The sequence below is a fragment of the Clostridium sp. CTA-5 genome, assembly GCF_054768135.1.
Genome location: NZ_BAAAAT010000001.1, coordinates 90,575 through 105,425 on the forward strand (window position 1 = coordinate 90,575; position 14,851 = coordinate 105,425).

The following is a 14,851-nucleotide window of genomic DNA, read 5'->3' on the forward strand; positions in this document are numbered from 1 at the left end:
AATAGTATGAAGCAAATAGAATTTTATAATAATCTATTTAATAAATTTATTAATATAGTTAATGATAATAGTTTTTTTAATGATGAAGTTAAAATAAAAGGAAAGGCTTTAAAACCAGAAGAAGCTATAGGAAATCCAGAAAGAAAAGATTTTCCTATTATAAAGGGAAAGGAAAAATTACTTGAAGCAGATTTTAGAGGACAAAAAGGCCAAGCTTTTACTGATATGCCTAATAATTTTGAAGGAACTTTAAAACAAATTGTTGAAATGCCTTTAAAAACTAATTTTGATACTGCTGTATATATTGCAACTTTAAATGCTGTATGTAGATATTTAAACTTAACAGACAAAACAATTCATTGTAAAGATGGAGAGCCAGAAGTATGTGCAGAAAAGTTTGCTGATTACATTAAAGATAAATATGGTGATCCTAAAATAGCGATGATAGGATATCAACCTGCAATATTGGAGAATCTTTCTAAAAAATTTTCTCTTAGAATTGTGGATTTGGCTTCAGATACAATCAGTAAGATTAAATATGGTGTATTAGTTGAAGATGGAAATAAATCTACAGATGATTTGTTGAATTGGTGCGATATAGTAGTTGCTACAGGCAGCACAATAGCAAATAAAACAATAACAAATTTTTTAATAGATAAGCCTGCTATTTTTTTTGGTACAACTCTTGCAGGAGCAGCAGCTTTAATGAAGCTTGAAAGATTTTGCCCATGTTCAAAATAATATGCAAACTGTTAATAAATAAGATATATTATTTGGTGTAGTTAACTACAGTGTGTAAATTAAATATTTGAGTTTAAATATAACTGGAATTTTATTTTCTAGTTATATTTTTTTCATGCAAATTATTAATTTAAAAAATTCTATATAGCTGAGAAATAATAATTGTATTCAAAATTTAATAGTAATTAACATAAATAGAATTTATCAAATTAACGTTTATAAATTTATAATTCTTAAGGATAACATAATTATATATGGTAAAAATAATTTATAAGAGGTGAGATAAATGAGTACAAAATATAAAAATACTAAAAAGAAAATGGCATCTTTGGGTCTCAAAAAGACTGAAAATGGTGATTATACTTATATAGATGTCAATGATAAAAATTCAGAATTTAAACCAGTAAGACGAAGTCAAAATAAAAGTTAGATATTAAATTAAAAAAATATTTAGATAATCATCCCACAAAAAGTATATTTTTTGTGGGTATTTTCTTAGTTGACAGAGTATATCTTCAAATGTACCGATACATTTGAAATTTATTTAGTACAAGCTATAATAAGCATAACGATAAAAAAGTTGGGGGTAATATATATGTCAAAATATGAATTAAACAAAAATTTAGCACAAATGCTTAAAGGTGGAGTAATTATGGATGTAGTAAATGCTGAGCAGGCTATCATTGCTGAAAAGGCAGGAGCATGTGCAGTTATGGCACTTGAAAAGGTACCAGCAGACATTAGAAAAGAAGGCGGAGTTGCAAGAATGTCTGATCCTAAGATGATAAAGGAAATACAAGCCGCTGTTTCTATACCAGTTATGGCGAAAGTTAGAATAGGGCATTTTGTTGAGGCTGAAATATTAGAAGCAATAGGAATAGATTTTATAGATGAAAGTGAAGTTTTAACATATGCAGATGATAAGTATCATATAGATAAAAAAAGTTTTAAGGTTCCTTTTGTATGTGGTGCAAGAAATTTAGGAGAAGCTTTAAGAAGAATAGGAGAAGGGGCAGCTATGATAAGAACTAAGGGAGAAGCAGGAACAGGTGATGTAGTTCAGGCAGTTAAACATATGAGATGTATTATGGATGATATTAGAAGAGTTAAAAATTCTCCAAAGGATGAATTAATGACTTTAGCAAAGGAATTTGAAGCACCGTATCATCTTATAGAATATGTTTGGGAAAATGGTAAGTTACCAGTAGTTAATTTTGCAGCTGGTGGAGTTGCTACACCAGCTGATGCAGCACTTATGATGAAGCTTGGAGCAGAAGGTGTATTTGTTGGTTCAGGAATATTTAAATCAGGAGATCCTGAAAAAAGAGCGAAGGCTATAGTTATGGCAACAACATATTATAATGAGCCTAAAATGCTTGCAGAAATATCAGAAGATCTTGGAGAAGCAATGGTTGGAATAAATTGTAGTGAATCAGTTACTAAATTTGAAGAAAGAGGCTGGTAATGGTGAAAATAGCTGTACTAGCACTTCAAGGTGGAGTAGAAGAACATATTAATCATTTAAAATCTCTTGGTTGTGAAACCGTTGAAGTACGAAAAGTTGAAGAATTGAATGATTTAGATGGACTTATTCTTCCAGGTGGAGAAAGTACTACAATTGGAAAATTATTAAAGAAAACTGGTATTTTTGATAAGCTTAAAGAAAAAATACTAGATGGTTTTCCGGTTTGGGGAACTTGTGCTGGTATGATACTACTTGCGAAAAATATTGAAAATGATGAAACTAGATATTTACAGACAATGGATATAAGTGTAAAGAGAAATGCTTATGGTACTCAAATTGATAGTTTTGTAATAGAACAAAAGGTAGTAGATGTTTGCCAAGAACCAATACCATTGGTATTTATAAGAGCACCATATATTACAGGGGTAGAGTGTAATGTAAAAATAATATGTAAAGTGGACGATAATATTGTAGCAGCAAGACAAGATAATATGTTAGTAACATCATTTCATCCTGAGTTAACAAATAACTTAGAAATGCATAAATATTTTATAAATATGTGTAGTAAAAGATAGTTAATTATAAATTAAGCCAATAAAAATCGTGGATATATGGAGGTTACAATATATTAAAATAATATAATAAGATTAAATTAAATATTTAAGTTTAAATATAACTGGAATTTTGTTTTCTAGTTATATTTTTTTTCATGCAAATTATTAATTTAAAAAAGTATAACGTTTAATTAAATGCAGAATAATTATAAAAATGTAAGAAATTTAACGAATTATTTAAAAAAGTATATATAATATATTAAATATAAAATAAACATAAATTTACATCATAAATCCAAAATAGTAAAGTATAGAACGTTAATGAATTATGTGGAAAATATATATAAAGGAGAAGAGAATGGATTTATTTAAACAAAAGAATAAAAAGAAATTAATATTTAAATCAGTTGAAAGCAAATTTATGGCTATTGTTGGAACTATATTGATAATTAGTTCAATAATTACTAACAGTATTATTTTGAGGTTTATGGAAAATAAACAATATAAACAAATATTATCTAATTTTGAATCACAAATAAGAGGAATGTCAACATCAATTGATTATTTATTAAAGAGTGAATCAGTAGAACTCAATGGATATTTGTATGATAAAAAGTTTATTGATTTTGCTAAAGTTAATATAGATGAACTGAAAAGTGAAAATAGTGATTTAATTAAATCTCAAAGTACATTAAATAATATATTTATAAAAAATATTAAAAATACTAATATTGAAAATGAATATTTAATTAATAAAGATGGAATAATCATCGCTGCTGCGAATGAAAAAGGATTATTATTAGATGTATCAAGTAGAGACTATTTTATTAATATAAAGAATGGGGAAGATACATACATTTCCGATATAATTAAATCAAATGAAACAGGAAATTGCATTAATGTTATAGCTAGAAGAATGTATGATGAAAATGGTAATTTTAATGGATTGATATGTAGGGATGTTATTGCAGATGTATATAAACCTATATTAAGTCAATATAATAATGGCAGATATAATGTGATTTTAACTGATTCAAATGGAAATATTATATATGATGAAAATAAGGATTTGATTGGAAAGAAAACAGGTATAGATGTATTAGATAATAATTCAAATAAAAAAACTAATGAAATCAATAAAATTAGTTATAAATATGAAGAAAAAGATAAACTTGCTTTATGTACTGTAGTTCCGAGTGTTGGATGGTATGTTTATTCAACAGGATATATAGAAGATATGTCTGCTTCAGCAAAAGTAGCTTCTAATTATGCTAAAATTATTTTAATAGTAGTATTAATAATATCATTAATAATTACTTATTATTTATCAAAGAAGTTTACCAATCCTATAAAAAAATTAACTAATCATATGGACGTAATCTCAAATGGAGATTTAAGCATTAAAATTAAAGATATTTGTACAGAAGATGAAACTGAACAATTAGCTAATAAAATTAATTCAACTACTAAAAAATTATCAAGTATAATAGGAAATGTTCATCATTCTGTAGTTATTGTTAATGAACAATCACAAAAATTATTTGTAATTAGTAAAGATGTTTCAGCTTCAAATATAGAGATAACTCAAGCTATGAATGGTATATCTGAAAAAATATGTAATGTAGCTCAGCAAGTAGAAGAATGCAGAATACAAACTTTAGATTTAGATAATGCTATAAATAATCTCGAAGAAAAGAACAAGTCTATGATTCTTCAAAATAACGAAGTAATAAATTCACTTAATGAAAATGAAAAAAAGGTATCTTCTTTAGTTGATTTAAAACAAGAATCAATATATAGTTTTAATGAATTAAAAAATATTATGAAAAAGTTATTTGATGAAATAAATAATATATCTAACTTTTTAGAACTTATCAATAATATTGCAAAACAAACTAATCTCTTATCACTTAATGCAGCAATTGAAGCTGCAAGAGCTGGAGAAGCAGGAAAGGGGTTTGCAGTTGTTTCAAATGAAATAAAAAGTTTATCTAATGAAACACAACAAGCTACTGAAAATATTTTTTCAATTATAGAAAATATTAATTCTTTAGTTAATACAACTAGGAGTACTTTAAATAATACAGAAGAAATAAGTAATGCAGAAAATGAAGCATTTGAACTTATGCAACATGCTTTTATTGAAATACAAAAAGTTTTAAATAAAATGGTTAAGACCACGACTGCGATATCAAAAGATATAAATATAGTAAATGATAAGAAAACAAAAGGATTATCTGCAATTTTAGAAGTTACAGATTCAACTCAGCAAATAGCAGGTATAACTGAAGAAGTAACTGCATCTATAAATGAACAGCAATCTTCATTTGAAAATGTAAATAATAGTGTTCAAGAATTACAACATATGTCGGAAGAAGTATCAAGAAATGTTGATGTATTTAAAATATAATAAAACAGTTAAGGTTTAATTAAACTGATAGAGAAAGCACTCATTTATAAATATGAGTGCTTTATTTTATAATTTTATATAAAAATTATAAATGTATTAACTTATTTTTGGAATTTTTCTATATAGAGTCCTGTTAAAAAAATGTAGATTTTATGTTATGTCTTTTTAAGACATTAAGTATATCTAAAGTTTCATTATCTTCAAAACCTGAATCAAAAGTAAAACAAATTTGTTTAGTTTTATTTTTTACTAGATATAAGAATTGATGGATCTGCTTTAAAATTTTCTACTTGATCCAAGATATCACCTCACTTTCTTATATCATAATATGAAACCATATTTCTTATGTGCATAATGAATAAAACCATAAATTTACATTTGTACAAAATTTAATTTTAATTAAAATGATATTTTGATTAAAAATTACGTTCTGGAACAACCCAATTTCCAGTAGCAACTATCATAGCTATAAGTTTAAGTGTGTTGCCATAGAAAAGCGAATTTTCAATTGGTGTGTCTATTAATATTTTCCAAAGTTCTATTGTCCATATTTCATTTTTATTTTGAATGAGTGATGAAACTAAAAATGGAGCAATAAAGGATAAATCATTAGGAACACCAAAAGCTTCACCGGGAGTAGATTGAGCTACATAGTAACCAGAAACTATATTTTTAGGATTAGAATTCGTCTTTGTAATTATCCAATTATTTAGTGTAGAAAGTTGATTTGTAATAGGAGTATTATTTAATAAAATATCCATTGAATAACGCCAAGGAGTTTTACAGCTGTTATAATAATAATCTCCATCATGAATTGTTTCTAGAATTTTTTCTTTTGGCGCTATAAATTGATTTTTATCTTTAATAAAAAAATCTGGCATAAGTCCATTTTTTTTACTTTCTCTATTCATTTGATTATTTATTATATTATTAATTCGTTTAATTACATTTCTCCAAGCGTTACTATTTGTTAAATCAACTTTAACAAATTCCTTTAAAATATAAACACTAAAATCGGAGCTCCTAGTTATGCCTTTAAATTTACTATTAACATTTGTATTAACCCAATCTCCTAAATTTAATATATAATCTTCTTTATCAACACAACTATCCATTAATGCATTAATTCTTTTAAGAGCTTCTTTTTTATACTCTATTTTGTCTTCTTTTCTCCAAAGTTTATTAGCAATAAGGAGTCCATAGCATATATCTATATCACCATTAGTAGCAGAGGCGGTTTTAGGGTTAGTGTTTATTATATCGCCATTATTAGCAATAATTTGTTGCCATGCCATTAGATTATCGTTATAAATACTAGGATAAGCTTTTATGAAATTATAGATATTATTAAAATGTTCTTTAGCTGTAGTATCAAAGTTACTCATAATTGAGAAAATTATCATACCATACCCCATTGCTGTAGAAGATGTAACTGCATTATTTTCAGTAGGAGCTTCCAAAGTATCAAAGAGATATTCTTTTGTAGGAGAGGAGTTTTTTACAGTTCTTAAGTAAAGTTTTTTCCATTTATGATAAAAAGAGAGTAGTTCTAAAGTAAGTTCTTCATTAGAGTATTTTTTCATAATAATATTTTTATAGATTTTTATCACCTCAATAAAATTATATTATTAACATATGTGTTAGAATAAAAAATGAAGACAAAAAGCTTTAATTATTTTTGTAGGTATATTTATCTAAAAAAGTATTAATATACATTGAATAAATGAAGAGTCTATGATATTATAAATCGGAAATATAAAGAAGCGGAGTCTTGAAATTTGTGATTGTCTCTAAGTTAATGTAATATACCAACTTTTGTTTAGACATAGTAAATAAGGCATATATGTATAAGATATTTTTTGAGACAACTTAAAATTAAATAACAGACGATGAGCATTTAAGGAGAACGGACGATTATGAAAAAAAATGAATACGGATTATTTACAGCAATAACCATGATTATAGGGATAGTTATTGGATCAGGGATTTTTTTTAAGAGTGATAATATATTAGTTGCTACTGGCGGGAGTATTAGTCTAGGAGTATTAGTTTTTTGTATTGCGTCGATAGCTATTATATTTGGTAGTTTAACAATTGCAGAATTAGCATCAAGAAACTCAAAAGAGGGCGGAATAATAGCATATGCTGAGGAGTATTATAGTAAAGCAGTTGCTTGTTCATTTGGATGGATGAATACATTTATATATTATCCTGCATTACTTGCAGTTGTTGGATGGGTAACAGGAATATACACATGTATGTTATTTGAAATAGAAGGAACATTAGAAAAGCAAATAGCTATAGGACTATTTGTTATTTTACTTTTCTTTTTATTAAATATTTTATCAGCTAAATTAGGAGGATATTTTCAAAATTTAGCTACAGTAATAAAATTAATACCTTTAGTAATGATTGCAGTTATAGGAGTTACTTTTGGACATGCAAGTAGCATAAACTTAACAGATGTTACTAATATGCAATCATTTGCTTGGATTTCGGCAATAGCTCCAATATCATTTTCATTTGATGGATGGATAATAGCTACATCTATTGGACATGAAATAAAAGATTCTAAAAAGAATTTACCTATAGCGTTAATTGTAGCACCAATAATTATTCTAATTATATATATAGTATATTTTGTGGGAATATCAATATATATAGGGCCAGAAAAAATTATGGCTTTAGGAGATGCTCATGTTGATGTTGTAGCAAATAATTTATTTGGACCTATGGGTGCTAAAATACTATTAATATTTGTTATTACTTCAGTTTTAGGTGCTGCTAATGGATTAGTATTAGCAATGCTAAGAATGCCATATTCTTTAGCAAAAAGGGAGATGTTCCCATACTCTGATAAAGTATCTAATTTTAATAAAAAACTAGGTATTCCTGTGATTTCAGCTTTTATTGCTATTGGAATTTGTTTTATATTAATTATTATGCATTATTTAACTCAGAAGTTTAATTTATTACCTAATTCAGATATTTCTGAAATAGCAGTTACAATAAATTATGTGATATATATACTTTTATATTATAAAGTATTAAAAATGGGACTAAGGAAAGAAATTAAGAGTAAATTTAGAGGAATTGTATGTCCAGCTATGGCTATATTAGGTTCAGTTATTATTTTATTAGGAAGTATATGTAATCCATTATTTATTTTATATATTATAATATGTGCTATGGTTACAGGAACAGCAATTTTATTCTGGAAAAGTAAAGAAAATAAGAAGGGTGACAATATAAAGAATAGTATAAATATAATAGAAGAAATATAATTTAGTAAGAATTTAATAGAAAAAGGTGTTACTACAAAATGATTAAAAATTTATTTTGTAGTAACACCTTTTTGCTTTATAAACCTTTTAAAAAGAAAATGTATGGGTTAAGGTTTACTATAATACCATTTTGGAGATTAAAGAGTTTCATATAGTATTAATTATTTAACTTTGATTAGCATATTCTATATCAGTTACTAATATTAATCAAACTAATAATTAAAATGGAAATAAGTCTGACAAAGTAGATATAAGGAGGAGATTAATATAAAGAGATTAGACTTATTTAAGGATAATGGAGATAGTAGAGATAGCATAGTAGAAGATGATATAGCTAATATGCCTGATGAAAAGTTTTTTGCATTACTAGATACTGTTTATGCTGTAATAGAATATAAAGGTGATATTGCTAGCGTTGTAAAAAAAATTCCTAATGCTCGTGTTTTTATTGTGGATCAAAATCGTGCAATATTAGCAGTTAGAGGAGATATGAAGGAAGTAACAGATAAACTTTTTGATGTAATTGTTTATGTAAATAGAAGTTCACTTTATACATTATGTGACATTTCACCAGTAGAAGCATCCGGAGCGACTAAATTCCATAATAGTGTTTATTTACCATTAGATGGACATGGAATTATTGTTGGAATAATTGATACAGGGATAGATTATTTAAATGAAGAGTTTATCAATGAAGATGATACTTCAAGGATTTTAACTATTTGGGATCAAAATTTAACTATTGGTAAAAAACCAGAAGGGCAGTTTGTTGGAAGTGAGTATAATAGAGAAGAAATAAATAAGGCTATTAAAGCTAAAAAAGAAGGGAAAGATCCTTATGAGATAGTGCCTTCAAAAGATGAAGTAGGACACGGGACAAGCATGGCATCAATTGTTGGAGCAAGAGGGGTAAATCCATCAGTTAAGGGGACTGCACCAAATTGTGAATTTTCTATTGTAAAATTGGGGCCTGCACCAGAATCATTAAGAGATACACTAGGAGTTTATGGTGATAGTCCTACGTTTTCAACTTCAGTTGTATTTTTAGGTATGAAATATTTATATGATATATCTTACAAATTTAAAAAGCCTATAGTAATACTTGTACCTTTTGGTGGAGCTAGGGGAGGGCATAATGGATTAGCAATTAACGAAAGATATATAGATGAAATTTCAAAGAAGAGAGGAATAACTGTAGTTGTGCCAATAGGTAATCAGGGTAATGCAGAAAATCATACATCAGGAAAGATAGCTAAAAATGGTGATATCCAAAATATTGAAATTAAAATAGGAAAAAAACAAAAAAATATAAATTTTGAAATTTGGATTAAGAAACCAGACAAATTTGCATTGTCAATTATTTCACCTTCAGGAGAAATAATTGAGAGAATACCACCTAGCGTTAATAAAATAACAAAATTTAAATTTTTATATGAAGGTACTATGATATATGTAGAGTATTTTATACCTGAAGCATTAACAGGTGAAGAATTAATTCAGATTAATGCTAAAAACATAACAGAGGGAATATGGACATTTAAACTTATAGGAGAACTGGTAGCAACAGGTACTTATGATGCATATTTATTACAAAGAGAACTATTAGCACCAGATACAAAATTTTTAAAACCAGATTCATATGGAACTTTAACTATTCCATCATCATCAGATTATGCTATATCTGTTGGCTATTATAATCAAAATGATAATTCAAATGTAGTAGAATCAGGTAAAGGATATACAAGAGATGGAAGAGTTAAACCAGATTTGGTTGCAGGCGGAATAAATGCTTTAGTAACTACTATAGATTCTAAAACAAAAGCTGTCAGTGGATCAAGTGTAGCAGCTGCGATAGTGGCTGGATGTGTAGCACTTATATTACAATGGGGAATTATTAATGGTAATGATATAAAATTATATTCTACAAAAGTAAAAACTTATTTAATAGGAGGGACAGCAAAGAGAGAAGGAGATATATATCCTAATCCACAGTGGGGATATGGAATTATTGATATGAAAAATATTTTTGATAATATTAGATCAAAGTTTAGTCAATCTAGATGTAATAATTATAGAGTTATTGAAAAAGCAATAGATAAAAATGAATATTATGTAGGTAATTTATTTATAAGACTACCGAGAAAGTAATTAGTTAAGATGTTAAAATAATTAATTAACTTATGAGGCGTTTTTATACTGAAAAAGAATTAGATAAAAGATAAAATTATAATTGGTTAAATTATGGGGAATTTCTATATTAGTTAATTGAAATATTACAATTTAAATTAAAAGATATGAAGGTTAAATGTTTTTTATTAATTAATATTTGAATAATCTATTATATAGCTATATTTTTGGGAGGAGATTAACATAGAAATTAACAAGTTTGATTCTAAATTAAACTTATTAAATTTGCCCCAAAGAGCTAATGTTAGAAGCCAAGTTAACTTAAAGAAGAGTATAGAAAATATTACAAATCAGGAATTTTTTACACTGGAAGGTACTATTTTTGCAACTATAGAATATCAGGGGGATATTATCGGTGCCGCAAAAGAAATCCCTAATGCTCGTATTTTTATTTATGATAAAAATCGTGCAATATTAGCTGTACAAGGAGATTTAAATGAAGTAATTAATAAGCTTTATGATGTAATTGTTTATGTAGTTCCTACTGTATTGCATACATTATGTGATATTTCGCCAGTAGAAGCATCCGGAGCACTTATGTTTCACAATAGTGTTTACTTACCACTAGACGGATTAGGGGTTACTATAGGTATAGTTGATACAGGCATAGATTATCTAAATGAAGAGTTTATTAATGAAGATGATACCACAAGAATCTTGGCTATTTGGGATCAAGATATTTCTAGTGGAAAAACACCAGTGGGGCAGTATGGTGGCAGTGAATATACTAAAGAAGAAATAAATAAAGCAATTAAGGCTAAAAAAAATGGTGAAGATCCTTACAAAATAGTGCCGGCAAAGGATGTAAATGGTCATGGGACTAGTATGGCAGAAATTATAGGAGCAAGAGGTGCAAATCCAGCTGTTAGAGGAGTAGCACCAAAATGTAATTTTGCTGTTGTAAAGTTAAGTCCAGCAGTATGGGCATTAAGAGATAATTTTGGAGTATATGGTGATGTCCCTGCTTTTTCAACTTCAGTTGTATTTGCAGGTATTAAGTATTTATATGATCTATCGCGTAGATTAAAAACACCTATGGTAATACTTGTACCTTTAGGTACAAATATTGGTCCTCATAATGGTTTATCTTTTGTTGAAAGATATATAGATGAGATTTCAAGGGTGAAAGGTATAACTGTAGTTGTAGCTGGTGGAAATCAAGGAAGTTCAGATACTCATACATCTGGAACTATAGCTGAGACCGGTGATATTAAGAGTATTGAACTTAAAATAGATAAAGATCAAAAAAATATATATTTTGAAATTTGGATTAAGAAACCTGATAAATTTGCATTGTCAATTGTTTCGCCTTCAGGAGAAATAATTGAGAGAATACCTCCTAGTCTTAATAAAATAACAGAAATTAAATTTCTATATGAAAGTACCATAATATATGTAGAATATTCAATACCAGAAACATTAACTGGTGAGGAGAGAATTATAATTAAAGCCAGAAATATAAAGGAAGGAATTTGGACATTTAGACTTACAGGTGAATTAGTTATAAGTAAAAAATATGATGCATATTTACTGCAGAGAGAGTTATTAGCTCCAGGTACGAAATTTTTAAATCCAGACGCAGATATAACATTAACGATTCCATCAACATCATTATATGCTATATCTGTTGGTTATTATAATCAAAATGATAATTCGAATATAGTAGAATCAGGCAAAGGATATACAAGAGATGGAAGAGTTAAGCCAGATTTGGTTGCAGGTGGAATAAATGCTTTAGTAACTACTATAGATTCTAAAACAAAAACTGTTAGTGGGTCAAGTGTAGCATCTGCTGTAGTGGCAGGATGTGTAGCACTTATATTACAATGGGGAATTATTAATGGTAATGATATCAATTTATATGCTACAAAAGTAAAAACCTATTTAATAGGAGGTACAACAAAGAGAGAAGGAGATATATATCCTAATCCACAGTGGGGATATGGAATTATTAATATGAAAAATATTTTTGATAATATGAGAGCAAAAATTATTCCATATATAAAGCATATAAATGGAGTTGAAGAAAAAATAATGTATAAAAATGAATATTATGTAGGAAATCTATTTATAAGATTACCTAGATAGTATTTTAATTTCAATAAGTTAGAATATATAGATATCTTTTGGAAGGTGATTAATATAGAAAATATCAAGCTTGATGCTAAATTAAACTTATTAAATAAAATACCTGAACAATTATTATATAAGATAGTGTCTTTATCTGAAAATGAAAAAATTAATAAAGGGAGCGTAGAATTGGTAGTTTTATTTGGAGATAAGTTAGATAAAGTTACTAAATCTATAGAAAGTATAGGCGCAACATTTGAAAATTTAGGCTTTGGTTTTGGAATTATTACATTAAAATCTGAAGATATACGTAAAGTATCTCAAATAGAAGGTGTACAATATATAGAATTACCTAAGGTTCTATTTACTTCTGATTTTGAAAGTAATAAGGCTTGTTGTGTTCCAAATGTTTGGGATCGTTATGGATTAACAGGAGAAGGAGTATTAGTTGGTTTTATTGATACTGGTATAGATTATACTCATCCTGCTTTTAGGGATGAATCTGGGAATAGTAGAATTGATTTTATTTATGATTTAGGAGAGGATAAAAAAGTTTATGATAAATCACAAATAAATGAAGCATTAAAAGCAGAAGACCCATATTCAGTTGTAAATGTACAAGATTTAATGGGACATGGTACACATGTGGCTGGAATAGCTTGTGCAGGTGGAAAAATACCTAAACAAAATTATGGAGTAGCTTTTAAAAGTTCTATTGCTATGGTTAAAATAACTAAATATGGTTTTCTAAACTTTGCTTTAAGTACACAAATAATGAGGGGGATAAAGTTTCTTATAGACAAAGCTGAGGAAATCAATAAACCTCTTGTAATAAATCTTAGTTTAAGTACTAATGATGGAGCACATAATGGAACAAGTCTTTTAGAACAATATATAGAAACTATATGTAGACTTGAGAGAGTAGCAATAGTTATTGCAGCAGGTAATGAGGGAGAGGCAGCTCACCATATTGGTGGTAATTTAATGGATATAAACATAATTTCTTTAAGTATATCAGATTCCGAAAGGGCAATAGCATTACAATTATATAAGCCTCTTTTAGCGGAAATTTCTATTGAAGTGGAGAATCCCTTAGGACAAAAAAGTGGAGAAATAGTTATACGTTCCGGATATAGAGAGGTTAACATTGGTATTGATAAATGTATTATTTATAATACAGGTCCAAAACCCTTTGATATAAATGGAGAAATATCTATAAGTCTTTTACCAGGAGAAGAATTTTTACCAAGTGGAGAATGGAAAGTAACTTTAAAGGTTCTTAATAAATATAATGGAGTGTATGATATATGGCTTCCTATTACAGAGTCTCTTAATCCAAAAACAAGATTTCTCAATCCAAATGTTTATAATACATTAGGAATTCCTGCTACAGTACAAAGTGTAATATCGGTTGGAAGTTATAATAGCATGACTAATACTTTTTCATCTTTTTCTGGCAGGGGAAAACTTTATAAAACATCATTTATAAAGCCTGATATAGTTGCGCCAGGAGAAAATATATTATCAGTATCTCGAAATGGAGGATTTGATACTAAGACAGGAACTTCAATGGCATCGCCTCATGTAGCAGGAATATGTGCATTACTTTTACAATGGGGAATAGTTAAGGGGAATGATCTTTTTCTTTATGGAGAAAGGCTTAAATATTATATTTCAAAAGCAGCAAAGAGAGATAGGGTAGAGGTATCTTATCCAGATCCTAGTTTCGGATATGGCACTATATGTGCTTATGATTCTTTAGATTTATTAAAATTAGCTAATATCAGAGGTGATAATTTAGAAGAAAGTAACTTAGATAATGTTATATATAAAAATTATAGAGTTCAAGAAAAAATAATAAGTAACCTAGAGTATTATATAGGTAATTTGTTTATAAGATTACCTACATAAAATAAAAAGAATAGCACATATTGACACATTTAAATTGTTAATCTAAACAATATTATTATATATCTGAAAGGAGGGATTAGTATAAAAAAGAGTAAAATTTATAAAAAAGATATTAGAGAGACATCAGATGATATTTTAATTGGGCCAGATATAAGTTATGCAATAATAGATTATGCTGGAGATATTGTTAATGAAGTAAAAAAAATAAAAAATGTTAATGTATTTATAA

The 14,851-nt window shown here is 27.4% G+C and carries 11 protein-coding genes; 9 read left to right on the top strand and 2 right to left on the bottom strand.

Going from position 1 to position 14,851, the window contains the following annotated elements; genetic code table 11:
- Window positions 1–6: 6 nt before the first annotated feature.
- From ACYUET_RS00400 to ACYUET_RS00420, 5 genes are all read left to right on the top strand, one after another.
- The gene (locus tag ACYUET_RS00400) at window positions 7–741 is read left to right on the top strand and encodes a Rossmann-like domain-containing protein (protein ID WP_460277050.1); all 735 of its coding nucleotides are present in this window, start codon (window positions 7–9) and stop codon (window positions 739–741) included.
- 286 nt (window positions 742–1,027) lie between these two features.
- Window positions 1,028–1,171, top strand: a complete 144-nt coding sequence (locus tag ACYUET_RS00405; protein ID WP_460277051.1) for a hypothetical protein — start codon at window positions 1,028–1,030, stop codon at window positions 1,169–1,171.
- Between the two features lie 159 nt (window positions 1,172–1,330).
- Window positions 1,331–2,206: a pyridoxal 5'-phosphate synthase lyase subunit PdxS gene (pdxS, locus tag ACYUET_RS00410; protein WP_460278217.1), complete on the top strand. Its 876-nt coding sequence runs from the start codon at window positions 1,331–1,333 to the stop codon at window positions 2,204–2,206.
- A gap of 2 nt (window positions 2,207–2,208) precedes the next feature.
- Window positions 2,209–2,781: a pyridoxal 5'-phosphate synthase glutaminase subunit PdxT gene (pdxT, locus tag ACYUET_RS00415; protein ID WP_460278218.1), complete on the top strand. Its 573-nt coding sequence runs from the start codon at window positions 2,209–2,211 to the stop codon at window positions 2,779–2,781.
- Window positions 2,782–3,118: 337 nt separating this feature from the next.
- A complete protein-coding gene (locus ACYUET_RS00420) occupies window positions 3,119–5,170 on the top strand; it encodes a methyl-accepting chemotaxis protein (RefSeq protein ID WP_460277053.1) in 2,052 nt (683 codons plus the stop codon).
- Window positions 5,171–5,303: 133 nt separating this feature from the next.
- On the opposite strand, the gene ACYUET_RS00425 is transcribed toward ACYUET_RS00420, so the two are convergent.
- Complete coding sequence (locus ACYUET_RS00425) at window positions 5,304–5,453, bottom strand: polysaccharide deacetylase family protein (protein WP_460278219.1); 150 nt, start codon at window positions 5,451–5,453, stop codon at window positions 5,304–5,306.
- Window positions 5,454–5,586: 133 nt separating this feature from the next.
- Complete coding sequence (locus ACYUET_RS00430) at window positions 5,587–6,753, bottom strand: glycosyl hydrolase family 8 (protein WP_460277055.1); 1,167 nt, start codon at window positions 6,751–6,753, stop codon at window positions 5,587–5,589.
- A 333-nt stretch (window positions 6,754–7,086) separates the two neighbouring features.
- On the opposite strand from ACYUET_RS00430, the gene ACYUET_RS00435 reads away from it, so the two are divergent.
- The 4 genes from ACYUET_RS00435 (at window position 7,087) to ACYUET_RS00450 (ending at window position 14,622) form a co-directional block, all read left to right on the top strand.
- On the top strand, window positions 7,087–8,454 hold the full coding sequence (locus tag ACYUET_RS00435; RefSeq protein ID WP_460277056.1) for an APC family permease: 1,368 nt from the start codon (window positions 7,087–7,089) through the stop codon (window positions 8,452–8,454).
- A 339-nt stretch (window positions 8,455–8,793) separates the two neighbouring features.
- Window positions 8,794–10,602: a S8 family peptidase gene (locus ACYUET_RS00440; RefSeq protein WP_460277058.1), complete on the top strand. Its 1,809-nt coding sequence runs from the start codon at window positions 8,794–8,796 to the stop codon at window positions 10,600–10,602.
- A gap of 264 nt (window positions 10,603–10,866) precedes the next feature.
- Entirely contained in the window at window positions 10,867–12,729 is a 1,863-nt protein-coding gene (locus ACYUET_RS00445; RefSeq protein WP_460277059.1) for a S8 family peptidase, read from the top strand.
- Window positions 12,730–12,774: 45 nt separating this feature from the next.
- Window positions 12,775–14,622 carry a S8 family peptidase gene (locus ACYUET_RS00450; RefSeq protein ID WP_460277060.1) on the top strand — a complete coding sequence of 616 codons (1,848 nt, stop codon included), beginning with the start codon at window positions 12,775–12,777 and terminating at the stop codon, window positions 14,620–14,622.
- Window positions 14,623–14,851 lie beyond the last annotated feature (229 nt).